Source organism: Flaviaesturariibacter aridisoli (assembly GCF_004343705.1).
Taxonomy (GTDB): domain Bacteria; phylum Bacteroidota; class Bacteroidia; order Chitinophagales; family Chitinophagaceae; genus Flavisolibacter; species Flavisolibacter aridisoli.
In genome coordinates, this window is the sequence record NZ_SKFH01000005.1 from 153,018 (window position 1) to 173,768 (window position 20,751).

General features: G+C 61.7%; 22 protein-coding genes. 11 read left to right on the forward strand and 11 right to left on the reverse strand.

Annotation, left to right across the window (positions count from 1 at the left end):
- Positions 1–54: 54 nt before the first annotated feature.
- The 5 genes from E0486_RS05375 (at position 55) to E0486_RS05395 (ending at position 5,114) form a co-directional block, all read left to right on the forward strand.
- Positions 55–714 (forward strand): ExbD/TolR family protein, encoded by a 660-nt coding sequence (locus tag E0486_RS05375; protein WP_131851119.1) that lies wholly within the window; start codon positions 55–57, stop codon positions 712–714.
- A gap of 32 nt (positions 715–746) precedes the next feature.
- Positions 747–1,307: an ExbD/TolR family protein gene (locus tag E0486_RS05380; RefSeq protein ID WP_131851120.1), complete on the forward strand. Its 561-nt coding sequence runs from the start codon at positions 747–749 to the stop codon at positions 1,305–1,307.
- A 62-nt stretch (positions 1,308–1,369) separates the two neighbouring features.
- A complete protein-coding gene (locus E0486_RS05385) occupies positions 1,370–2,176 on the forward strand; it encodes an energy transducer TonB (RefSeq protein WP_131851121.1) in 807 nt (268 codons plus the stop codon).
- 165 nt (positions 2,177–2,341) lie between these two features.
- Complete coding sequence (gene mnmE, locus E0486_RS05390) at positions 2,342–3,727, forward strand: tRNA uridine-5-carboxymethylaminomethyl(34) synthesis GTPase MnmE (protein WP_131851122.1); 1,386 nt, start codon at positions 2,342–2,344, stop codon at positions 3,725–3,727.
- A 268-nt stretch (positions 3,728–3,995) separates the two neighbouring features.
- Entirely contained in the window at positions 3,996–5,114 is a 1,119-nt protein-coding gene (locus tag E0486_RS05395) for an acyltransferase family protein (protein ID WP_131851123.1), read from the forward strand.
- Positions 5,115–5,134: 20 nt separating this feature from the next.
- On the opposite strand, the gene E0486_RS05400 is transcribed toward E0486_RS05395, so the two are convergent.
- The 4 genes from E0486_RS05400 to E0486_RS05410 are packed head-to-tail and all read right to left on the reverse strand — an operon-like array spanning position 5,135 to position 7,330.
- Positions 5,135–5,692, reverse strand: a complete 558-nt coding sequence (locus E0486_RS05400; RefSeq protein ID WP_131851124.1) for a hypothetical protein — start codon at positions 5,690–5,692, stop codon at positions 5,135–5,137.
- Positions 5,693–5,713: 21 nt separating this feature from the next.
- Positions 5,714–5,863 (reverse strand): hypothetical protein, encoded by a 150-nt coding sequence (locus tag E0486_RS18770; RefSeq protein WP_165917201.1) that lies wholly within the window; start codon positions 5,861–5,863, stop codon positions 5,714–5,716.
- Complete coding sequence (locus E0486_RS05405; protein ID WP_131851125.1) at positions 5,832–7,085, reverse strand: ATP-binding protein; 1,254 nt, start codon at positions 7,083–7,085, stop codon at positions 5,832–5,834. Before E0486_RS05405 ends, E0486_RS18770 begins: the two co-directional genes overlap by 32 nt.
- Positions 7,085–7,330: an alpha/beta fold hydrolase gene (locus tag E0486_RS05410; protein WP_131851126.1), complete on the reverse strand. Its 246-nt coding sequence runs from the start codon at positions 7,328–7,330 to the stop codon at positions 7,085–7,087. Before E0486_RS05410 ends, E0486_RS05405 begins: the two co-directional genes overlap by 1 nt.
- Before the next feature lie 76 nt (positions 7,331–7,406).
- On the opposite strand from E0486_RS05410, the gene E0486_RS05415 reads away from it, so the two are divergent.
- Complete coding sequence (locus E0486_RS05415; RefSeq protein WP_131851127.1) at positions 7,407–9,947, forward strand: sensor histidine kinase; 2,541 nt, start codon at positions 7,407–7,409, stop codon at positions 9,945–9,947.
- An 82-nt stretch (positions 9,948–10,029) separates the two neighbouring features.
- Here the strand turns inward: E0486_RS05415 and E0486_RS05420 are convergent, their stop codons facing one another.
- The 5 genes from E0486_RS05420 to E0486_RS05440 all read right to left on the reverse strand — a co-directional run bounded on the left by E0486_RS05420 (position 10,030) and on the right by E0486_RS05440 (position 15,102).
- Positions 10,030–10,455, reverse strand: a complete 426-nt coding sequence (locus E0486_RS05420) for an endonuclease domain-containing protein (RefSeq protein WP_131851128.1) — start codon at positions 10,453–10,455, stop codon at positions 10,030–10,032.
- 193 nt (positions 10,456–10,648) lie between these two features.
- The gene (locus tag E0486_RS05425; RefSeq protein WP_131851129.1) at positions 10,649–11,068 is read right to left on the reverse strand and encodes a DUF2147 domain-containing protein; all 420 of its coding nucleotides are present in this window, start codon (positions 11,066–11,068) and stop codon (positions 10,649–10,651) included.
- Between the two features lie 28 nt (positions 11,069–11,096).
- On the reverse strand, positions 11,097–12,116 hold the full coding sequence (locus E0486_RS05430) for an LLM class flavin-dependent oxidoreductase (protein WP_131851130.1): 1,020 nt from the start codon (positions 12,114–12,116) through the stop codon (positions 11,097–11,099).
- Between the two features lie 389 nt (positions 12,117–12,505).
- Positions 12,506–13,495, reverse strand: coding sequence for an aldo/keto reductase (locus E0486_RS05435; RefSeq protein WP_131851131.1), 990 nt, complete (start codon positions 13,493–13,495; stop codon positions 12,506–12,508).
- Positions 13,496–13,752: 257 nt separating this feature from the next.
- On the reverse strand, positions 13,753–15,102 hold the full coding sequence (locus E0486_RS05440) for a DEAD/DEAH box helicase (protein ID WP_131851132.1): 1,350 nt from the start codon (positions 15,100–15,102) through the stop codon (positions 13,753–13,755).
- 603 nt (positions 15,103–15,705) lie between these two features.
- Here E0486_RS05440 and E0486_RS05450 point away from each other — a divergent pair.
- Positions 15,706–16,140: a hypothetical protein gene (locus E0486_RS05450; RefSeq protein WP_131851134.1), complete on the forward strand. Its 435-nt coding sequence runs from the start codon at positions 15,706–15,708 to the stop codon at positions 16,138–16,140.
- A 327-nt stretch (positions 16,141–16,467) separates the two neighbouring features.
- Here E0486_RS05450 and E0486_RS05455 read toward each other — a convergent pair whose 3' ends face one another.
- Positions 16,468–16,899, reverse strand: a complete 432-nt coding sequence (locus E0486_RS05455) for a hypothetical protein (RefSeq protein ID WP_131851135.1) — start codon at positions 16,897–16,899, stop codon at positions 16,468–16,470.
- 173 nt (positions 16,900–17,072) lie between these two features.
- Here E0486_RS05455 and E0486_RS05460 point away from each other — a divergent pair, with 173 nt between their 5' ends.
- The 4 genes from E0486_RS05460 to E0486_RS05475 are packed head-to-tail and all read left to right on the forward strand — an operon-like array spanning position 17,073 to position 19,729.
- Complete coding sequence (locus tag E0486_RS05460; protein WP_243697383.1) at positions 17,073–18,086, forward strand: LLM class flavin-dependent oxidoreductase; 1,014 nt, start codon at positions 17,073–17,075, stop codon at positions 18,084–18,086.
- 1 nt (position 18,087) lies between these two features.
- Positions 18,088–19,029: an NADP-dependent oxidoreductase gene (locus E0486_RS05465; protein ID WP_131851137.1), complete on the forward strand. Its 942-nt coding sequence runs from the start codon at positions 18,088–18,090 to the stop codon at positions 19,027–19,029.
- Positions 19,030–19,058: 29 nt separating this feature from the next.
- A complete protein-coding gene (locus E0486_RS05470; RefSeq protein WP_131851138.1) occupies positions 19,059–19,493 on the forward strand; it encodes an MATE family efflux transporter in 435 nt (144 codons plus the stop codon).
- Positions 19,484–19,729: a hypothetical protein gene (locus tag E0486_RS05475; protein ID WP_131851139.1), complete on the forward strand. Its 246-nt coding sequence runs from the start codon at positions 19,484–19,486 to the stop codon at positions 19,727–19,729. The genes E0486_RS05470 and E0486_RS05475 overlap by 10 nt, the downstream gene beginning before the upstream one ends.
- A 2-nt stretch (positions 19,730–19,731) precedes the next feature.
- On the opposite strand, the gene E0486_RS05480 is transcribed toward E0486_RS05475, so the two are convergent.
- Positions 19,732–20,661, reverse strand: coding sequence for a hydrogen peroxide-inducible genes activator (locus tag E0486_RS05480; RefSeq protein WP_131851140.1), 930 nt, complete (start codon positions 20,659–20,661; stop codon positions 19,732–19,734).
- Positions 20,662–20,751: the final 90 nt, after the last annotated feature.

A 20,751-nucleotide genomic window follows, 5' to 3' on the forward strand; every position in this document is an offset into this window, starting at 1 on the left:
GTTTTGTGGAAAGCAGGTATAACCTGCATCTTATCAATCAAATTCTCTTCGACAATGCCAAGTGTTAAAATTCCCAGGAAAAGTACCGATACGGACATGACGCCCTTCGTGGATGTGGCGTTCCTGATCCTGTCGTTCTTCATGCTGGCGACCAAATTCAAGCCGCCGGAGCCGGTAGAGATCACGACGCCGAACTCGGTGTCGACGGTCAAGATCGGCGAGCACGACGCCATCCTGGTGGCGATGGACCCGAAGGGCCGCGTGTTCTTCGACTTCCAGCCGAAAGACGCCCCCGGTGAGCATAAAAAGTACGACCTGATCAAGAACCTCAACAGCACCCGCAACCTGGGCCTCACCGAGGCCGAGATGCAGAAGTTCGCGCTGCCCGGTCCCATTGGTGTGCCCTTTGCCAACCTGAAGCAGGTGCTCTCCGGCCAGGCCGCCAACGCGGCTACCTGGCCCGGCATCCCGGTGAAGGACTCGGCCAACAACGAGCTCCAATACTGGATCCGCGACGCCGTCTCACTCGTGTCCGGCAGAACGGTAGACTACATGATCAAGGGCGACAACGGCTCCAAGTACCCCGACTTCAAACACGTACTGGAAGCGTTCAAGCGCAATGAGATCTACAAGTTCAAGCTCGTAACGATGCCCGAGGAAGCTCCGGCCGGCTCACCGCTGGCTACCGAGCGCGCCACCGGTAAAACCGAGTAAACCCGAAACAATCACCTTAAAAGTAACTTACTATGGCAAGTGTAGATGCCGGTGCAGATAGTGGCCATAAGAAAGGCCCAGGCGTCAAGAAAGCGAAGAAGCTGTCTACCCGTGTAGACATGACGCCGATGGTGGACCTGGGCTTTCTCCTGATCACGTTCTTCATCTTCACCACGACGATGAGCACACCCGCCGCCATGTCGCTGTTCATGCCGAAGGATACGGATAAGCCCGACGAGCAGAACAAAGCGAAGGAATCGGGTGCCCTGACCATCATGCTGGGCAACGACAACCACGTGTACTACTACGAAGGCCAGCTCGACGCTACCGCTTCAAACTTCAAGACCTCCTCCTTCGATCCCGAGAAAGGGATCCGGTCGGTGATCATGCAGAAGAAGCGCAGCACCCCCCCGGAAGACCTGGTGGTGGTGATCAAGCCCAACGAGCAGGCTTCGTACAAGAATACGGTGGACATTCTGGACGAGATGACGATCGCCAACATCAAGCGATTCGCGCTGATCGACATCCTGCCCCAGGAAAACCAGCTGGTGCACGCCACCGAAGGCACCCCGATGCCCCCGGCCGGTCAATAATTAGGATACCATGTTGTGGAATGCGCGCCCGCGGCGCATCTCACTAAAAACAAAAACATCAAATGGAAGCAAATAAAATTCTGAGTGCCGATCTCCTGGACATCGTCTTCGAGAACCGGAACAAGGAGTACGGCGCCTACGAGCTGCGCCGGGCTTACAACAAGCGGATCACCACGGCCCTGCTGGCCACGGCTGCGCTGCTGATCCTGGGCCTGGTCGCTTCATTCGTGTCCAAGCAGCTCAGCTCCGGACCGGCCGAGATCGAGGTGAAGGAAGTAGAGCTGGCCAAGGTAGAGCAGCCCGAGGAGAAAAAGCCCGAGCCGCCGCCGCCGCCGCCGCCGAAGACCGAGCCGCCCCCGAAAGTGGAAATGACCAAGTTCACCCCGCCCAAGATCGTTCCCGATGAGCAGGTGAAGAAGGAAGACGTTCCGCCGGAAGTGGAAAAACTCCAGGATACCAAGATCGACGTCGTTAGCCAGGAAGGCGTGAAGCAAGACATCGCCGTTCCCCCGGTCGATGACAACAAAGGTGTAGTGGCCGCTCCCAAAGACGAAACCAACTACGACCAGACCTTCACCAAAGTGGAAGTAGACGCCGGCCAGCCGGGCAACTGGGGTTCGTATCTCCAGCGCACCCTGCAGGCCCCCAGCGACGCCCCCGCCGGCAGCTACACCGTTAAGGTGCGCTTCGTGGTGGACAAGGAAGGCAATGTGAGCGACGTGGAAGCCCTCAACGATCCCGGTTACGGTATGGCTGAAGAAGCCGTCCGCGCCGTGAAGCGTGGCCCCAAGTGGACGCCCGCCATCCAGAACGGCCGCCAGGTGAAAGCCTACCGCACGCAGCCGATCACGTTCATGATCTCCGAGTAATTCAACGGAAAGCTTATAAGGCCCCGGCGGAAACGTCGGGGCTTTTTCGTGGAAGTATTCAAGTCGGAAGTCGGAAGTGGGAAGTGCGCTCGCAATGACGTCTTACGGAACACTTCCCACTTCTCACTTCCGACTTCCCGACTTTCGAGACGTACTTTTGCCCCTATGTTGAACAAGCTGTCCGGTTGGTCCGATACCATTGTGGCGCTGGCCACCCCGCCCGGCATCGGCGCCATCGGCGTCATCCGCCTCAGCGGGCCGCAGGCGCTGTCGATCGCCAACCGCCTCTTTCCTGCCAAGGACGTGGAAGCGCAGCGCACGCACACACTGCACGTGGGCATCCTGCACCAGGCGGGGGAAGATCTCGACGAGGTGGTGCTGTCGCTGTTCAAGGCGCCCCGTTCGTACACCGGCGAGCACGTGGTGGAACTGTCCTGCCACGGATCGCCCTACGTGCAGCAGCGCATCATCGAAGCCTGCATCGCCGAAGGGGCACGCCTGGCGAAGCCGGGCGAATTCACCCAGCGGGCCTTTCTCAACGGCAAGCTCGACCTCGCGCAAGCCGAGTCGGTGGCCGATCTCATCGCTTCCAATACCGCGGCTTCGGCCCGCACCGCCCTGCAACATATCCGCGGCGGCTTTTCCAAGGCTTTGGCGCAACTGCGCGAGCAGCTGCTGCAGTTCTCCGCCCTTATCGAACTGGAGCTCGACTTTTCGCAGGAGGACGTGGAATTCGCCGACCGGACGCGCCTGCGCGCGTTGCTCCATGAGGCCCGCACGCTGACGGGGCAGTTGCTGCAATCGTTCCGCCTGGGCAACGTGGTGCGCAATGGCGTATCGGTAGCCATTATCGGGCGGCCGAATGCCGGCAAGAGCACACTGCTCAACGCGCTGCTCAACGAGGAGCGCGCCATCGTCAGCGCCATCCCCGGCACCACCCGCGACACGATCGAAGAAACTCTCAACATCGACGGCATCCTCTTTCGCCTCATCGATACGGCCGGCATCCGCAGCCATACCGCCGACGTGATTGAGAGTGCCGGTATTGAGAAAAGCCGCCAAAAATTACAGGGTGCCGACCTCGTACTCTTCCTGGCCGATGCGCTCGGCACCAGCCCCGTAGAACTACGGGAGCTCGAAAGCGAGCTCGCCGACAGCGGCAAGCCATTCCTGTCTGTAGCCAATAAGGTAGACGCGGCTGAAGAGGCGGTCCTGAGCGCCCGCTGGCAGGAGCGTCCCGACCTGGTGTATATTTCCGCCAAAGCCGGGCGCGGCATCGATACGCTCAAAGCCGCCATGGTGGCCAAGGTGCTCGAAGGCGCCACACAAACCGAGAGCGTCGTAGTGACCAATGCGCGCCATTATGCCGCGCTGCAGGAAGTGGCGCGCTCGGTGCAGGATGTACTCGACGGCCTCGACAACGGCCTTCCCGGCGACCTGCTGGCCCTCGACATCCGGCGCTGCCTGCACTTTCTCGGCGAGATCACGGGTGAGATCACTAATGAAGATCAGCTGGATTACATCTTCAGCAAGTTTTGTATCGGAAAATAACCAATTACAAAACGCATGTGTTTGTACATTTCGAACGCCCCGCCACCGGCATGGAAGACCTTCTTCATGGCACGATTATTTTGCCTGACTACCCGTTAACCAGATGCCTGAACTCATCCTGAACTGCAGCAGCAACCAGCCAACGAAGCAGCAAGCAAGGTGCTCCAAAAGAGAGGTGTCATTTACAGAAAGGCAAGACCGCCGCGCTCCATTTATTTGTTTGGATATTGGTTAACGTACGATTCGTTCGACATAAAACCTCCAGGCAATGCGCGTACTACAACCAACTGCCGGGGTATTCAATTGGATATTCCGAGCCAATGCAACGACCCATCCTACACCCAACAGCGCGGTGCGCCGGCTCGATTGGGTGGACTGTGCCAAGGGCTTGTGCATCATCCTCGTGGTGATGTTTCACTCTACGCACGCCGTAGAAGAATCGATAGGCCGTGAGGGCTACATCGATTACCTCGTGGCCTTCGCCAAGCCGTTTCGCATGCCCGACTTTTTCATGATCTCCGGCCTGTTCCTGGCGCGCGTCATCGAGCGAAACTGGCGGTATTACCTTGATCGGAAGGTCATCCATTTCGCTTATTTCTATGCCATCTGGGTGACCATTCATTTCCTTGTAAAAGCGCCGGGCACATGGGCACAGGAAGGAGCATTGCAGACCTTCTACCTCTATCTGCAAACTTTTATTCAGCCGCTGGGAACCTTGTGGTTCATCTACCTGCTGGCCATCTTTTTCGTGATTGCCCGGCTGCTCCGCCGCGTGCCTCCGGCACTCGTTTTTGCCGTGGCGGCCGCGCTCCAGGTTGCACGGATCGAAACCGGCTGGATCGTGATCGACCAGACGGCGGAACGATTCATTTATTTCTACACGGGCTACCTGCTGGCGCCCCGCATCTTCGCCCTTGCAGCGGCGGCGCTTGCTCGGCCACGGCTGGCCAGCGCCGGGCTCGTACTCTGGGCCATCCTCAATGGCGCCCTGGTGTTCGCGGGTTATGGAGACCTGGGCCTGGTTTCCCTGCTGCTCGGTTTTGCAGGCGCCGCGGCAGTCGTCACCCTGTCGGCGCTGCTCTCGCGTGTGTCATTGGCCAACCCGATCCGTTACTGCGGCCGCAATTCGATCATCATCTACCTCGGGTTTTTCGTGCCGGCGCATGCCGCCCGGCTTGTTCTCGTCCACAGCGGGATCGTTACCAACGTAGATATCCTGGCGCTGACCGTTACAACAGCGGGTGTTGCCGGGCCACTCATCCTTCGGTACCTGCTGCGGAACACTTTCCTTTCGTTCCTGTTCGTGCGCCCGGCGCGCTGCTCCATTTTGAAACCCAAGGCCGGTGACGATAACTCCGAGCAGCCCCTGGCAACGGCGGCGGCTTAGGCACCTGCCGCAGGGCGCCGCTATGTTTCCGGCACCACCGGCAGGCCCGTCCGGCGCGCTGCGAGGGTCTTGAATGCCTCGTAGTTGCGGCCCAGGTAAGTAGCCGGGATGAGGATGCTCGCGCCGCGCAGCTGTTCGCTGGCGGCCAGCAGGCCCCGCAACAGCAGGTGGTACGGGCAGCGAAAGCGTTCGGGGTCTTTCAGGTAAATCGCCAGCACCAGCTCCCGCCGGTGTACGCCCGCAGTGCCTGCCACGGCCACCAGCTTCTCGGTGACGCACCGCGTCTCTTCCCAGCGAATGAGGTTGGTGCTGATTCCCGTGTCCATCACGAAGCCTTTGTCGTCGACCCGCAACACCGTTTTCGGCTTCAGGGTCATCCGCAGGAAATAGGCGCACAGGAAGGCTCCGACAACCTGCAACAAGTACACAACGATCTTCGCGATCGGCGGAGGCGGGTCGTCCGGACGGGCCCCGGGGCCCAATACAAACCAATACGAGACGATCATCAGCCCGAGGATGAAGGGCAGGAGCAGCAACGACTGCCAGCGTTTTGTTTTGATTTCGATAAGGGTACTCATAGGGAAAGAAGGGGAATGCGATCAAGCTCTTTCTTCGCAGGTGCACGCATGGATCACCCGTCGTGCAATTCCGTTCAGCTCCGGGTCGAGGCCGTGCACGACCTCTACGACGATATCGCGGTCGTCGTCGGCGGCGTCTTCAACGACCAGTGTCTTTTTCTGTAGGTTCATGAAGTGTATTTTCCGGTTGATCGGTTAGGGAATCGCGTAGCTGCTGCGGTGCTTCCAGCGGTAGCAGCAGCGTTACGGTGCAGCCGGCGCCGGGGCGGCCGTCGAGGCGGATGGAGCCGCCGTGGTGATCGACGATCTTGCGGCAAAGCGCCAGCCCGACGCCGCGGCCGCTCTCGGTATGCAGGCGGCGAAACAGCTCGAAGGCCTGCTCTCCACAGGCCGGTTCAAAGCCCTGGCCGTCGTCGCTGAAGCGCAGGCGCAGGTGGTCGGTGTATTCGTAGCGGCCTTCCTCATTGCGGTAGCGGTTTTGCTTTACAGGCTCGGCCGATACGACCACGCGCACCCTGTCGGGTTTGGACCGGAAGCGCACGGCATTATAAAGCAACTCGTAAAAGAGCCACTGCAACTGCTCGCGGTCGCCGGCGAGGCCGATGCCGGCGGGCAATTCGAGGTGCAGGCGTACGCCTTCGAATTCCGGCTCGATGCGCGCAGCCGCAGCCCGGAGCATCGGTTCGAGGTCGATTGTATTTCTACGGAGCGGCGCATCGTTGAGCCATACGTACTGCTGCAGCCCGTTGATGATATCGCGGAGCTGCCCCGTTACGCGGCGCACCTTCAGCAGCGCAGGGTGGCGGCCGTCGGGGCTACCGTCTTCAAGGATCATGTTGGCAAACACCTGAAGCTTTCGCAGCGGCTCCTGCAGGTCGTGGGTCACCACGCGGTTGAACTGCTGCAGCTCGTCGTTCTGCCGTTTAGTTTGCTCCACCTGCCGGTCGAGGGCTTCGGCCTTCTGTTGCAGCGCGCGCTTGGCTTCCTGCAGCGCCGTGTTTTCTTCCAGGGCGGTTTCGGCGGCGCGGCGGGCCGTGATAAGCTCCTCCTCGAACGTTTTCCGGTTGCGCACCACGATGCCGGCATAATGGAGCTCGGCGCGCCCGCGCCCGCGGCACTCGGCGTTGAGCAGCACGGGTAGGTCTTCACCGGTTCGGGGGCGAAGGTGCACGAAGATCTCTTCGGCGAAGCCCTGCATCTTCAGCCGTGGAAAGAGGTGCGTTTGCTGGAAGATCCGGCTGGCGACGGGGAGGAAGAAGTCGATCTTTTCGCCGGTCAGCTCGCCGGCCGAATAGCCGAGGAGACGGCACAGCGTATCGTTGACCGACAGGATGGTACCGTCGTCGGTTGTAACAAAATAAAGACAGGGCGCACCCCGCAGCGAATGGTCCATCAGGCAGCGGTTGAGAGGTATTCCTTCACCAGCCCGATCGTTTTATCGGCTTCGCTCAAATGCGGACAATGGCCGGCGCCCACGGAGTCGAACAGTACGATCTTGTAGTCATTTTTAAAGGCGGGCGTCGGGTAGCGCCAGGGGTTCTGGTCGCAGCAGAAGCCGTGTGCAAAAAGCATCGGCTGGCTGCCTTTTCCAAAAACGCGCACATGGTTGCGCCCGATGACGGGGGAGGTCAGGGTCATTGTTTGGGTTTAAGGGTGTGCGAAACAGGCTAAGTTAAACAAAGGCCAGCCAAATGCTTATTAGAAACGGCGGCCAATGCTTAATTTTACCCCGCCCTTTACCGCTTCGTTTCCACACAAATACATGGACAGTACCCAGCAAGCAGCATCGTTCCGATTTCTTCAGGCCGGTGGCCAGATGGGAGAGCGCATCCGCCAGTACGACTGGTCGGCGCACCCGATGGGCCCCGTATCGGAGTGGCCCATGCTGCTTCGTTCGTCGCTGAGCATCTGTCTCAACGCGGGCTTCCCGATCGCCATCTACTGGGGCCCCGAGCTCTATCTTTTTTACAACGACGCCTGGTCGGGTATTCCCGGCGACAAGCATCCCTGGGCCCTGGGCCGCCCCGCGGCGGAAGTATGGCCCGACATCTGGGACACGGTAGGACCGCAGTTTGCCGCCGTTCTTTCCGATGGCCGCAGCTTCCGCGCAACCGACCAGTTCCTGCCGATGCATCGCTACGGGTTTACCGAAGAAACCTATTTCGACTACAACCTGTCACCCATCTTTCAGCCCGACGGCCAGGTGGCGGGCGTATTCAACGCGGGGATCGAAACCACCTACCGTATCGTTAACGAACGGCGCAATCGTTTTCTCCACGAATTACTCGGCAAGCTGAGCGCGCTGCGCTCCCGCCACGATGTTTATACCTGCGCCGCCGCGGTCATCGCCGGCGCGCCGATGTCGCTCCCGTTTGCCCTGCTCTATTCGCTGGACGGCAACGGGCAACCCCGTCTCGAGCAGGCGGTGGGCCTCCGTGCCGAAGAAGCTGCCGCCCTGCCCTGGCCATTTGATGCGGCGGGCGCGGAAGGCACCGCGCAGCAGGTGCCGCTGCAGGGCACGCCGCTCGAAGGATGGATAGGCCATTGGCCCGAGCCCGTGCGGGAGGCATTACTGCTGCCGCTCCTGACCAATGGGCAACCCAGCGGCTACATGGTATGCGGCGTCAGCCCGCGCCGCCAGCTCGACACCGGTTACCGGCAGTATATCAGCACCGTGGCCCTGCACCTCAACACCACCCTCACCCGGGTGGCGGCCATCGAACTCGAGGAGCAGGCCCGCGAGGAGCTGTTGAAGAGCGAAGACAACCTGCGCCGGCTGTTCATGCAGGCGCCGATGGGCATCTGTATTCTCCGTGGAGAAGAGTTGTACGTGGAGCTGGTCAACGACGCTTACCTGGCCATCGTGCAGCGCACGCGAACCGACTTCGAGCACCGGCCGATCTGGGAGGGGATCCCCGAAGTGCGCGACCAGGGCTTCGACGAGATCCTCAAGAATGTGCTCCGCAACGGCGAGGCGTTCATCGGCCGCGATACGCCGGTGCAGATCGTTCGCAACGGGCTCCAGGAAACCATCTACGTAGATTTTGTATACGAGCCGCTCCGCGAGCGCGACGGCACCTGGAGCCGCATCATGGCCCTGGTGATCGACGTGACCGACAAGGTCGCCGCGCGCCGCGCCATCCAGCGCTCCGAAGAACGTGCCCGCCTCGCCATCGACTCCGCCGACCTCGGCACCTTCGATGTGGACCTGCGTAATAACGCCATTTCGGCATCGAAGCGGATGGCCGACATCATGGGAATTACGCACAGCAACGACCGTGAGGCCTACGTGCACGCCATCCACCCCGACGACCAGGTGCTGCGCACGGAAGCCTACAAGCGCGCTTATGCCGACGGCTACCTGCAATACGAAGGACGCGTGGTGCACCCCGACGGTTCCATCCGTTGGTGCCGCTTCAAGGGGCGCATCTTTTTCGAAGACGGAACGCCGGTGCAGCTGCTCGGCGTGGTGCAGGACATTACCGAGATCAAGGAGTTCGCCGCCGAGCTCACCCGCCAGGTGGAAGAACGCACACAGGCCCTGCAGGACGCCAACCGTGCGCTGAACCGCCAGAACGCGGAACTGGAGCAGTTTGCCTACGTGTCGAGCCACGACCTGCAGGAGCCGCTGCGGAAGATCCGCATGTTTGCCGATTACATCCGCGAGCAGGAATACGACAACCTGAGCGAGCTGTCGCGCACGCGCTTTGAAAAGATCACCGCCGCCGCCGACCGCATGAGCCGCTCCCTCCGCGACCTCCTCGAATATGCCTCCCTGGAGCGCGCCGACCACCGCGAGCCGGTAGATCTCAACGACGTGCTGCAGCAGGTGAAACAGGACCTCGAGCTGGCCATCACCCAATCGGGCGCCCTCATCGAATCCGACCACCTGCCGACGCTGCCGGCCATCCCGCTGCAGATGCACCAGCTGCTGTACAACCTGGTGAACAATGCGCTCAAGTTTGCCCGCGCCGGCGTGCCGCCGCACGTGCAGCTGCGCTACCGCCTCGTGGAGCAGGACGGCCGCCGCTTTCACGAGCTCCGCGTGTGCGACAACGGCATCGGCTTTTTACAGAACTATGCCGACAAGATCTTCACGATCTTCCAGCGCCTCCACGACCGCGCCGCCTATAGCGGCTCGGGTATCGGCCTCGCCCTTTGCAAGAAGGTAGCCGAGAACCATGGCGGCTCCATCCGCGCCGAGGGCCGGCCCGGGGAAGGGGCGACGTTCATCGTTACCCTACCGGCCCCCTGAACCCCCGGCCTCCGCGCCATAGGCTTCGGCTGGCGGCGCGAGGGGGGCACTCAGGTCGATCATTTCTTCTTTGGCTGGATCATTATTGGGTTGAAATCTCCTGTAGTTTATTCAAGATGGAGCCAATTTTTTCCAGGACATCTTCGAGTTGTGTTTCTACTTCTTTGTTGGTAAAGCGGGTTACTGTGAAGCCCATTCCTTCTAATTCCTCTTGGCGCTCGGCGTCGCTTTGCTGGTTGTCGGGGAGTTGATGAATGAGGCCGTCGATCTCGATGATCAGTCGTTTTTTCAGGCAAACGAGGTCGGTAATGTAGCGGCCGATTATGTGCTGTCGCCGGAACTTGTGGCCGTCAAGTTTCTTTCCTCTTAACGCATTCCACAACAGCATTTCCGCGTGCGTTGGCTGAGCGCGCATTCGCTGCGCATATTGCTTCAATGCCACATAAAACAACGGGTCAGCCAATTGATACCCGTAATGCTTGTCTGAGTCGGACGTAGTATTTTTCATTCACTGAAACTCCGGCTTCAGCAATTCAGGCCAAGGTGAAAACAAGCATTGATTTCCGGGAAAATTCCCCGCAGTTACGGTGAAAAAAACAGCCCCGACATATTCAGGGCTGCACAAATTTTCAATAAAGAACAGTTGCCAAACCAGGAGTAAGGCATCCGTCCAAGTGCCCCCTTCGGGGGACAGGGGGCCGCTACCTGACCTTCTCAAACTTCTCCGTCCGCCCCAGCAGCGAAAACCCGATGTAGCCTCTTGCATTCAGCACTTTTCCATCTTCGCTGAGCCAGAGTTTGCAGCTGTATACTTTGCCGCTGGAGGGGTCGTATACCTTACCGTCCACCCATTCGCCGTCATCGTCGTCGTAGTGAAAGTTGGTGAAGAGGTTGAGGCCTACGACGTCGCGCTGGCGCAGGGAGGCGTCGGGGTTGTGGATGTCTTTCTTGCCCGACTTCTGGGCCCAGATCAGCTTACCGAAGTATTGGCCGTTGGCCTTATAGATCTCGATCTGGCCGTCGCGCCGGGGGCTCCACCATTTGCCGATGATGCCGTCCTGCGCAAAGGCGCCCGTGGCAAAGCCAAGGGCCAGGAGGGAAAGGATGAGCGCTCGTTTCATAGAGAGGTGTTTGGCGAAAATTATACCATTACCGGAATTGCGGCGTTACAGCCGAGCCAAAAAGCTCGATGGAGCGCATGAGTGCGGGCTGGGGCACAACGCCGATGCTCATCTGCGCGGCAAAGCGGGTATGGCCGAAAAGCGCGCGGTGGGCGGCGATCTTGTCGGCCACCTCCTGGGGGGAGCCCACCAGCAGGGCGCCATTCGGGCCGCAGGCGGCGTCGAACTGGGGGCGGGTCATAGCGGGCCAGCCGCGCTCGCGGCCGATGCGGGTCATCACCGAGGCGTAAGGCGGCCAGAACGTGTCGCGGGCTTCCTGCGTGGTCGGGGCGATGAAGGTGTGGCAGTTGATGGCCACCTGGCGGGCGTCTTCGGGGTGGCCGCTTTTCGCATAGGTTTCCTTGTAGAGGTCGATCAGTGGGGCGAAGTGGGCGGGCTGTCCGCCGATGATGGCGAGGGCCAGTGGCAGGCCGTATTGCGCCGCGCGCACCACGCTGCCGGTAGTGCCCCCCACGGCGATCCACACGGGCAGCGGCTCCTGCACCGACCGCGGGAACACGCCCCGCTGGCTGATGGTCTGCGTATGCGTCCCTTTCCAGTTGAGGATGGCGCTTTGCCGGATGCGGAGCAGCAACTCGAGCTTCTCTTCAAACAAGGAGTCGTAGTCCTTGAGGTCGTAGCCGAACAGCGGGAACGATTCGATAAAGGAGCCGCGGCCCGCCATCAGCTCGGCCCGTCCGCCGGAGAGGCCGTCCACGGTGGCAAACTGCTGGTAGGCGCGCACGGGGTCTTCGGAGGAAAGCACGGTCACGGCGCTGCTGAGGCGGATGCGCTTCGTGCGGGCGGCGATGGCGCCCAGCACCACGGCCGGCGCCGACACGGCATAGTCGGGACGATGGTGCTCGCCCACGCCGAATACGTCGAGCCCCACCGCTTCGGCGAGCTCCGCTTCTTCTACCAGGTATTGCAGGCGCTGCGGCGCCGCGATGGTATCGCCGGTGGCCGGGTTGGTGCCGATGTCGCCGAAAGTGAATAGTCCGAATTGCATGGTATAAAAGTAGGCACGGGACAGGCGCATTGCGCGGCGTACTATGGCACGCGGAAAACGCAGAAGACGCGGAAACTTGCAGTGGCAGTTTTCTTCATACTTGGAATCATCCTTTTTTGGAAACTCTTGCGCGTCGACGTATCCTTTAAAAAAGGAAACTCCTTTCAGGTTGTGATTTCCGGTAAATACGCGGAAGGCCCCTAACAGCCATTTCCTTTCTGCGTTTTTACCGGAAACGTCAAACAGTATACTCTTTCAACTTTTAGAACGCATCGTCCGCCATAAGGAATGCGGCACAGAAGACGGTTTCGCATTTGAAAAACGTTTCCACAAAAGACGCCTTCCGCGTCTTCCGCGTTTTCCGCGAGCCAACTCCGGCCGAAGGCCGCCTACTTTCCCACGCTCTTCATCATCGCCTCGGGGTAGCGTTCCCCCGCAGCCACGCCTTTGGGGGCGATCGCTTCGAGGAGCTCGAGCTCTTCGGGGGTGAAGGTCACATCCATGGCGGCGATGTTCTCGGCGAGGTAGCCGAGCTGTTTGGTCCCGGGGATGGCGAAGATATCGTCGCCCTGGGCGAGCACCCAGGCGAGGGCGAGCTGCGCGGCCGAGCAGCCCTTGGCGAGGGCGAACTCACCAAGCTTTTCTACCAATGCGCGGTTTTTTTCGAAGTTGGCGCCCTGGAAGCGCGGCGAGTGGCGGCGGTAGTCGTTGGGGGCGAAGTCGTCGAAGCTTTTGAGCTGGCCGGTGAGGAAGCCACGGCCCAGCGGGCTGTAGGCCACGAAGGCGATGCCCAGCTCGCGGCAGGCGGGGAGGATCTCGTCTTCGGGGTCGCGGGTCCAGAGGGAATACTCGCTCTGGAGGGCGGCGATGGGATGCACGGTGTGGGCGCGGCGGAGGGTGTCGGCGCTGACCTCGCTGAGGCCGATGGCGCGGATCTTTCCTTCTTCTTTCAGCCGGGCCATCTCGCCTACCGTCTCTTCCACGGGCACGTCGGGGTCGAGGCGGTGCACGTAATACAGGTCCACCACGGTGGTGCCGAGGCGCTGCAGGGAGCCCTCGAGGCTTTGGCGTACGTATTCGGGGCGCCCGTTGACGCCGCGCTTCGACGGGTCGGCGGCATCGCGCACGATACCGAACTTGGTGGCCAGCACGATGTTCTGGCGGAAGGGCTTGATGGCGCGGCCGAGGAGCTCCTCGTTGTGGTAGGGGCCGTACATATCGGCCGTATCGAAGAAGGTGATGCCGCGTTCGTAGGCTTCCTTGATCACGAGCTCCGAGGTGGCATCGTCGCGCTCGCCGTAGAATTCGCTCATCCCCATGCAGCCGAGGCCCTGGCGGGAAGCGTATAACGTGGAATTACCGAGTTGTTTTGTGCGCATTCGAAAAGTGGTTCTTGGGGTTCTCAGGGTTTTGAAGGTTCTTAAGGTTTCCTAGCAAACCTAAAGCCGGAACATGCTCGACGGAAGCAAAGTAAAAAAAGGTTCGTAACCGCAAAGAGAAGAAGAGAAGAAGGTGGTACGCTAAGTTGTTTGTAACGAAAACGTCCCGCCATGGCGGGACGTTTTGTATCTCTTCGCGAAACGCTTATTCTCTTTTTTCCTTCGCGGTTCAAAACGCTTCTTTCACTTCCTTTCCTTTATCGCGCCATGTCGATCTTGATCTTTTTGCCTTTCAGCTTCTGGTCTTTCACCTCGGCCAGCACGCGGGAGGCCTGGCTGCGGCGCACGGCGGCGAAGGCCATGTAGTCTTTCACCTCGATGAGGCCGATGTCTTCCGGCTTGAGGCCGCCGACCTTGGAGAGAAAGCCCACGATGTCGATCTTGTTGACCTTGTCTTTTTTGCCTGCGGAGATGTAGAGCGTGGCCCAGCGCGGCTTTTCGGGCAGCTGCAGGTCTTCGGGGAGCTCGATGAATTCCACGGGCTCTTTGATGTAGTCGGGCACTTCCTCGCCGGGGCTGAGGATGAGTACGGCCGTGCCCGAGGCGTCGGCGCGGGCGGTGCGGCCGTTGCGGTGGGTGAATTCGGACTCGGTGTTCGGGATGTGGTAATGCACCACGGCGCGGATGTGGGGGATGTCGAGGCCGCGGGCGGCGAGGTCGGTGGTCACGAGGAAGGGATCCGACCCGTTGCGGAAGCGGGCGAGGGCCACCTCGCGTTCGCGCTGCTCGAGGGCGCCGTGGTACCAGCCCGTGGCTACGCCCGCCTCGCGGAGGTAGTTGGCGGTGCGCTCCACGCTCTCGCGGTGGTTGAGGAAGATGATGGCGGGGCCGCGGCCCAGCAGGCAGAGGTAGCGGAACAGGGTGTCGAGCTTGTCCTTCTCCGACGCGCGGAGGGCCTGCAGGGTAAGCTTGGCGCCGGTGACGATGCCTTCTTCGGGGTTGTCGGTTTCTGTCGTTTCCGGTTGGAACTGGAGCACGTGGGCATCGGTGGCGCCCACGAAGTCGGGGATCTCGGCCGAGGTAGCCGAGGTGAGGATGCGTTTTTTAATGTGGGGCAGGTGGCCGAGCACTTCTTCGAGTTCGTCCTGGAAGCCCAGCTCCACGGACTTGTCGAACTCGTCGAGCACGAGCGTGCGGACGGTTTCCTTGTTGATGTTGCCGCGGCGCAGGTGGTCGGCGAGGCGGCCGGGAGTGCCCACGATGAGCACGGGTGCCTCACCGCTGATGGAGGTTTCCTCGATCTCGCGCTTGTGGCCGCCGTAGGTGGCCAGCACCTTGCGGTTCGTTTTCAGCTTGCGCCATACCTCCTCGATCTGCAGGGCGAGCTCGCGCGAAGGCGTTACAATGATGGCCTGCGTGGACACGCCCGGCTCCAGGTTGGCCAGCAGCGGCAGCAGGAAGGCGAGGGTCTTGCCCGAGCCGGTGGGTGCGAGCAGCACGAGGTTGTCGTGCTCCTGGGCGGCAGCGAGCGCCGCTTCCTGCATCGGGTTGAGGGTTTTGATGTTCAGGTTGGCGAGCAGCGCGGGAATGTCGAGGGGAGCAGGCATAGGCGCGAAGGTAGAGAGAGTTTGTAGTTTGTAGTTTTTAGTTTGTGGTGGGGGGCGTTGGCGGTTTCGGGTTTCCGGTTTCGGGTTTCCGGTTTCCGGTTGCCGGTTGCTGGCGCCAGCGACCCCGCAGGAAGCGGGGTCATTGCGAGCGTAGCGAAGCCCGTCCGATTGGCGTCAGCCGGGCGGGCAAACTCCCCCGTTACGCAGGCTGCTGGCCTCCGTTAAGAAGTCGGCAAGCAGACGAAGGTTCTTAACCGCCCCGCCGCCTTCGGCGCGGTGGCAGTCCGATGCACGTAAATGGAAGCCTCCAGGATCGCGACGCCGATGCGGTTAAGTGCTACTTTTTCCACGCTGCAAGCCTGCCCGCCACGCCCCGAAAATCCATGGGAAAAACACCAGGATTTCCTGTCCCGCAGGGCGCCGCTCGCTACCGCGGGTTAAGAGATCTGCGCAGCCGTTAGGAGTGCCTCGTTTTCTGTTGGCAGCAGGTAAGTCTTCGTGCGCCCTGTGAAACGCTCCGTGTCCTCTGCGAGAAATCTTGCCTTGTGGGACAAGCACCCTACCGACCCAAAGCTTGCCCGCCGGAATGCCTAACTTGCAGCCATGGCTCATTCGCTCCAACCGGTACCCGCCTGGCGGCAATGCGTTGCCCCGCTGGCGGGCGCGGCCCTGTCGGTGCTTCTCTTCGTGCTGCTGGCCCTGGCGCTGCGCAGCACCCATTCGCGCCCCCTGCGCGGCCTCTCCACCAACGGGGTGACCCTCGTGGTGGCCGGCATGCTCTTCACCTTCGGACTGCTGGGCGCCGTGCTGGGTGCCCGCATCGCCCCGCGCGGTTACCTCGGCTTCGTTCAGGGCGCCCTACTGATGGCCGGTGTCTTTATCGCGTTCTCCGCTAAAAACTTCGGCAAGGATCCGCTCGACTGGCTGTTGACCCTCACCGTCATGGCCGGCCCGCTGTGGCCCTACTTCCGCGCGCAACGCCGCAGCCGCGTGCCGGAGGAGGCATCCTTTCAATTTGAAGAGCCGCTCCCTGAATAGGAGCATCGGAGTCCTGTAGAAGCTGGCGGGAGCGGACAAGGTGTATAAAGGGAAAGAAGCGTTTTTCACCGCTAAGAAAAAAAGAGAATAAGGTGTTTCGCGAAGAGATATAATAATGGTTCCGCCGCAGGCAAGGCTGTTCATTAAGTAGCGACGCACATCGTGCGTCTCTGCTTAGCGTACCAACTTCCTTTCTTTTTTCTTTCATCGCCCGCCATAGCTTTAGCGACGGCGGGGCGGTTCCGGACCTTTTACCCTTTAATACCTTCTTAGACGCAAAAAGCGCCCGCCGATGGCGAACGCCTTTTCCTGATTCACGATTGATCCTCAATAACGGTAACCGTTGTTGCCGGCCTGCACGTCGCGGAGGCGTTGCTCGCGCTCGCGCTGCAGCACTGCTACCTGGCGCTTGCGCTCGCGGTTCCTGAGGCGGCGGTCGTCGCGCACGCGGGCGATGCGGTAATCGTAGTCGTCATTGATGCGGCGGATCGCTTCTTCGCGGCGGTCGCGGGCTTCGCGCTCGCGGCGATCCCGCTCGTAGCGGTCCTTCCGGTCGTAGCGATCGTGGTGGTCGTTGCGTTCGTTGCGCTCGTAGCGATCGTCGCGGCCGTAGCCGTTGTTGCTGCCGGGATAGTTGCTGCTGGCCGTGGGCGCGCCGCCGCGGAGGATGGCGTCAGTGGCTTGCTCGCGGGAACGACCCTGGGCCGACGCGCCGAGCACGCCGGCGAGGAGGGCGAAGGCGAGAAAGATCTTTTTCATGGTGTTTTTTTTTGAGGTTAACGATGCGGACCTTTTGCGGGGTCCTGTTCATCAGACCGACCGCCGACTTCAATGTTTAACGGCCGGGCTTGTTTTTTACCGACGCAGGAACGCCGTTCGCCGACAGCTGTCGGTTGGCACCGTGCTACCTTGCAAGGCCTTAACAAATGCCTGTGTCTAAAAAGCTTTCCGATATACCGCTGTCCGTACTCGACCTCGCCACCGTGGTGGAAGGAGATACCGTGTCGGGCGCCTTTCGCCGTGCTGTTGCCGGCGCGCAATCCGCCGAGCGCCTCGGCTGCACCCGCTACTGGTTCGCCGAGCACCACAACATGGAGAGCGTCGCGTCGGCGGCCACCTCCGTGCTCATCGGCCACGTGGCGGGGCAAACAAACAGCATCCGTGTCGGCGCGGGCGGCGTGATGCTGCCCAACCACGCACCGCTGGTCATCGCCGAACAGTTCGGCACCCTCGAGGCGCTCTATCCCGGCCGCATCGACCTCGGCCTCGGCCGCGCCCCGGGCACCGACCCGCTCACCTCCGCGGCCCTGCGCCGTTCCCTGCAGGGCGGCGACGACTTTCCCAACGACGTGGTGGAGCTGCTCCGCTTTCTCGATGTGCCCGAGCCCAGCGCGCGGGTGCGCGCCATCCCCGGCGAAGGGACGCAGGTGCCGGTATGGCTGCTCGGCTCCAGCACCTACAGCGCGCAGCTGGCCGCCATGCTGGGATTGCCCTTCGGCTTCGCCTCGCACTTTGCGCCCACCTACCTGCACGAGGCGCTGGCCCTGTACAAGGCCCGCTTCCAGCCGTCGAAGTATTTGCAGGAACCCTACGCGCTGGCCTGCGTGTCGGTGATCGCCGCCGAAAGCGACGAAGAAGCGCAGCACCTCGCCACCTCGTACTACGAGCTCGTGCTGGGCCTCATCCGCAACAAGCGCCGCCCCCTGGCACCGCCCACAGAAGATATGTCGGCCCAATGGACACCCGCCGAGGAAGCCGCCGTCCGCCAGTTTGCGCACTACTCCTTCGTAGGCAGTCCGTCTACGGTGGCCGAAGGCCTGTCCGGCTTCGTGGCCGAAACGGGCGTCGACGAGCTGATGGTGACGGCACACGTGTACGACCTCGCGGCGCGCACCCGCTCGCTGGAACTGATCGCACCCCTCTTTAAAACACAACCGATCCACTGATATGAAAGCCTATGTACTGAATGCCGCCGGCGGCACCGATGTCCTGCAACTGACCGATGTCCGGCAACCCAGGCCCGCGGCCGGTGACGTGCTGCTGCGCAACGAAGCCATCAGCATCAACCCGGTGGACATCAAGACCCGCAAGGGCGGCGCCTTCTTTAATAAGCTGATGGAAGCGCCGCCGGTCATCCTGGGCTGGGACGTGGCCGGAACGGTCGAGGCGGTGGGCGAAGGCGTAACGCAATGGAAAGTGGGCGACCGCCTCTTCGGGATGGTCAACTTCCCCGGCGCGGGTCGCGCGTACGCCGAATATGTAACTGCACCCGCGACGCATTTCGCGCGCATCCCCGACGGTATTTCTACGGAAGAAGCCGCGGCGACCACACTGGCGGCGCTCACCGCCTGGCAGGTGCTCGTGCACCGTGGCGGCCTCCGCGCCGGGCAGCGCGTGCTGATCCACGCGGCTGCAGGGGGCGTGGGCCACTTTGCCGTGCAGATCGCCAAACAGGTCGGCGCCGAAGTGATCGGCACCGCTTCGGCCGCCAACCACGACTACCTGCGCCGGCTCGGTGCTTCCGAAGTCATCGACTACCACAATGACGATTTCCGCAAGCTCGCTTCCGACATCGACCTGGTATTGGATCCCGTCGGTGGCGACACGGCCCTGCATTCGCTCGACGTGCTGCGGCCCGGCGGCGTGCTCGTGTCCATCGTGGGCGGCGCCAGGGAACCCGTAGCGCAGGAAGCGGAGCGCCGCTGCCTGCGGGCGGAAAACTACCTCGTGCAATCGAGCGGCCCCGATATGGAAGACCTCGCCCGTCTCCTGGAAGCCGGCCACCTCAAGGCGACGATCGGGCATCGCTTCTCCTTTGCGGAGATGGCGGCGGCGCATGCCCAGGTGGAAACGGGCCACACGCGCGGTAAGGTGGTGCTGAGCTTGTAATACGGCCCCAAATTTTCAGGTAGGGGTGCATGGCAAGAACCGCTGCTCCCTCCGCACCCCACAACTTGCTGGACGGTCCCATCGCCCCCGCATTACTCCGGCTGGCCGTGCCCATTGTGCTGGCCAACGTGCTGCAGCTCGTCATGATCCCGGCGATGGGTTTGTCGATGGCCATCTCCACGCTGGTGGGCCAGAATATCGACGCGGGCCTTACGGAGCGCGCGGCGCACGCCGCGCGGCTCGGCGCGCGCATGGGCTTTGCCGGTATGACGGCTTTCGGGCTCGTGGTGCTGGCCTTCGCGCCGCAGTTTGCCACGTTCTTTGTTCCGCAGGACCACGCGGTAATAGACGAAGCAGCCCGCTTCCTCCGCACGATGGCGCCGGCATGGGGCTTCCTGGCTTGCAACTGTGCATCTCGGGTGTGTTCCGGGCCTCCGGGAATATGGTCATCCCGATGTTGCTGACGATGGTGTCGCAATGGGTGCTGCAGTTTCCCCTCGCCTACGTGCTGTCGAAGCATTCAACGTTGGGGCTGCATGGACTGTGGTATGCGTTCCCGTCGGCCAACGTGCTCATTGCGCTGGTGAGCCTGGCCGTCTTTGCCAAAGGCAATTGGAAGAACAAGCGGCTCACCGGGGAAGACGCCGACCTGGAGCGGCGTGTGTCGAACGAGATCTATGCGGAAGAAGGGCGGCGCTGATGTTACAGCGGCGCCAGCACCTGCTTTTTGAAGCGCTCGCGGAGCGACTCGGGCAGGTGGGCCCGCACGGTGGCCGACAGTATTTCTACGACTTTGCGGCGGGCGTAATGCGGCGAAGTGACGAGGCTGATCTCGCGCACCGGTGCGGGGTTGCGGAAGGGGCGCACATTCTTTTGCTGCCGCGCGCTGAGGTTGTCGATGGCGAGCTCGGGCACGATAGTGAGCCCACCCTGCGTGTCGATGAGGCGGAGGAGCATTTCGAGGGAGCCCGTTTCGAAGGCTAGGCGCCGCGGCCCGGTTTGTCCGCCGCACAGCTGCAGCACCTGCGTGCGCAGGCAGTGTCCTTCCGATAGCAGCCAGAGGCGGTCGGGGTCGATGTCGTCGGGGTGAATGGGACCCTTACGGGGCAGCTTTTCTTCCGGGGCGGCGTATACGTAAAAGCGTTCGTAGAAGAGGGGTAACTCGGTCAGCGTCGGGCGCTCCAGCGGGGTGGCCAGCAGGGCCGCGTCGAGGGTGTGGGCTTCGAGCCGCTCGATGAGCTCGCCCGTGTTGGCCTCGGTGACGCGCACCTGCAGGGCGGGGTATTCGCTCATCAGCGCCGGCAGGAAGCGGGGGAGGAGGTAGGGCGCCAGCGTGGGAATAACTCCCAGGCGGAGCTCGCCGCTCACAGTGCCTTGCTCTTCCGATACCAGCTCGGTCAGGCGCCGCGCTTCCTGCAGCACCAGGCGGGCCTGCGCCACCAGCGCCACCCCGATGGGTGTGGGCGCCACGGGTTGCCGGCTGCGGTCGAAAAGCCGCACGCCGAGCTCGTCTTCCAGCTTGCGGATCATCATGCTCAGCGTTGCCTGCGTGACGAAGCAATGCCGCGCGGCGGTCACAAAATGGCGGTGCGTATCGAGTGCGACAATGTATTCGAGTTGCTGCAGGGTCATTGGCAGGAGTGAAGATGGGAAGACAAATATAGATTTGCGAACGGCGCCAGCGACGGCCGGGGGGCGTGTCATTGCGAGCGCAGCGAAGCG

Bases quoted from the DNA above. Each gene is read 5' to 3' on its own strand.
- E0486_RS05475 (WP_131851139.1), top strand. From the start codon at position 19,484: ATGTTGCTGACGATGGTGTCGCAATGGGTGCTGCAGTTTCCCCTCGCC.
- E0486_RS05420 (WP_131851128.1), bottom strand. From the start codon at position 10,455: ATGAAAAATACTACGTCCGACTCAGACAAGCATTACGGGTATCAATTG.
- E0486_RS05415 (WP_131851127.1), top strand. From the start codon at position 7,407: ATGCTTAATTTTACCCCGCCCTTTACCGCTTCGTTTCCACACAAATAC.
- E0486_RS05405 (WP_131851125.1), bottom strand. From the start codon at position 7,085: ATGGACCATTCGCTGCGGGGTGCGCCCTGTCTTTATTTTGTTACAACC.
- E0486_RS05400 (WP_131851124.1), bottom strand. From the start codon at position 5,692: ATGAGTACCCTTATCGAAATCAAAACAAAACGCTGGCAGTCGTTGCTG.
- E0486_RS05480 (WP_131851140.1), bottom strand. From the start codon at position 20,661: ATGACCCTGCAGCAACTCGAATACATTGTCGCACTCGATACGCACCGC.
- mnmE (WP_131851122.1), top strand. From the start codon at position 2,342: ATGTTGAACAAGCTGTCCGGTTGGTCCGATACCATTGTGGCGCTGGCC.
- E0486_RS05465 (WP_131851137.1), top strand. From the start codon at position 18,088: ATGAAAGCCTATGTACTGAATGCCGCCGGCGGCACCGATGTCCTGCAA.
- E0486_RS05440 (WP_131851132.1), bottom strand. From the start codon at position 15,102: ATGCCTGCTCCCCTCGACATTCCCGCGCTGCTCGCCAACCTGAACATC.
- E0486_RS05470 (WP_131851138.1), top strand. From the start codon at position 19,059: ATGGCAAGAACCGCTGCTCCCTCCGCACCCCACAACTTGCTGGACGGT.
- E0486_RS05410 (WP_131851126.1), bottom strand. From the start codon at position 7,330: ATGACCCTGACCTCCCCCGTCATCGGGCGCAACCATGTGCGCGTTTTT.
- E0486_RS05395 (WP_131851123.1), top strand. From the start codon at position 3,996: ATGCGCGTACTACAACCAACTGCCGGGGTATTCAATTGGATATTCCGA.
- E0486_RS05425 (WP_131851129.1), bottom strand. From the start codon at position 11,068: ATGAAACGAGCGCTCATCCTTTCCCTCCTGGCCCTTGGCTTTGCCACG.
- E0486_RS05435 (WP_131851131.1), bottom strand. From the start codon at position 13,495: ATGCGCACAAAACAACTCGGTAATTCCACGTTATACGCTTCCCGCCAG.
- E0486_RS05385 (WP_131851121.1), top strand. From the start codon at position 1,370: ATGGAAGCAAATAAAATTCTGAGTGCCGATCTCCTGGACATCGTCTTC.
- E0486_RS05450 (WP_131851134.1), top strand. From the start codon at position 15,706: ATGGCTCATTCGCTCCAACCGGTACCCGCCTGGCGGCAATGCGTTGCC.
- E0486_RS05380 (WP_131851120.1), top strand. From the start codon at position 747: ATGGCAAGTGTAGATGCCGGTGCAGATAGTGGCCATAAGAAAGGCCCA.
- E0486_RS05430 (WP_131851130.1), bottom strand. From the start codon at position 12,116: ATGCAATTCGGACTATTCACTTTCGGCGACATCGGCACCAACCCGGCC.
- E0486_RS18770 (WP_165917201.1), bottom strand. From the start codon at position 5,863: ATGAACCTACAGAAAAAGACACTGGTCGTTGAAGACGCCGCCGACGAC.
- E0486_RS05455 (WP_131851135.1), bottom strand. From the start codon at position 16,899: ATGAAAAAGATCTTTCTCGCCTTCGCCCTCCTCGCCGGCGTGCTCGGC.
- E0486_RS05375 (WP_131851119.1), top strand. From the start codon at position 55: ATGCCAAGTGTTAAAATTCCCAGGAAAAGTACCGATACGGACATGACG.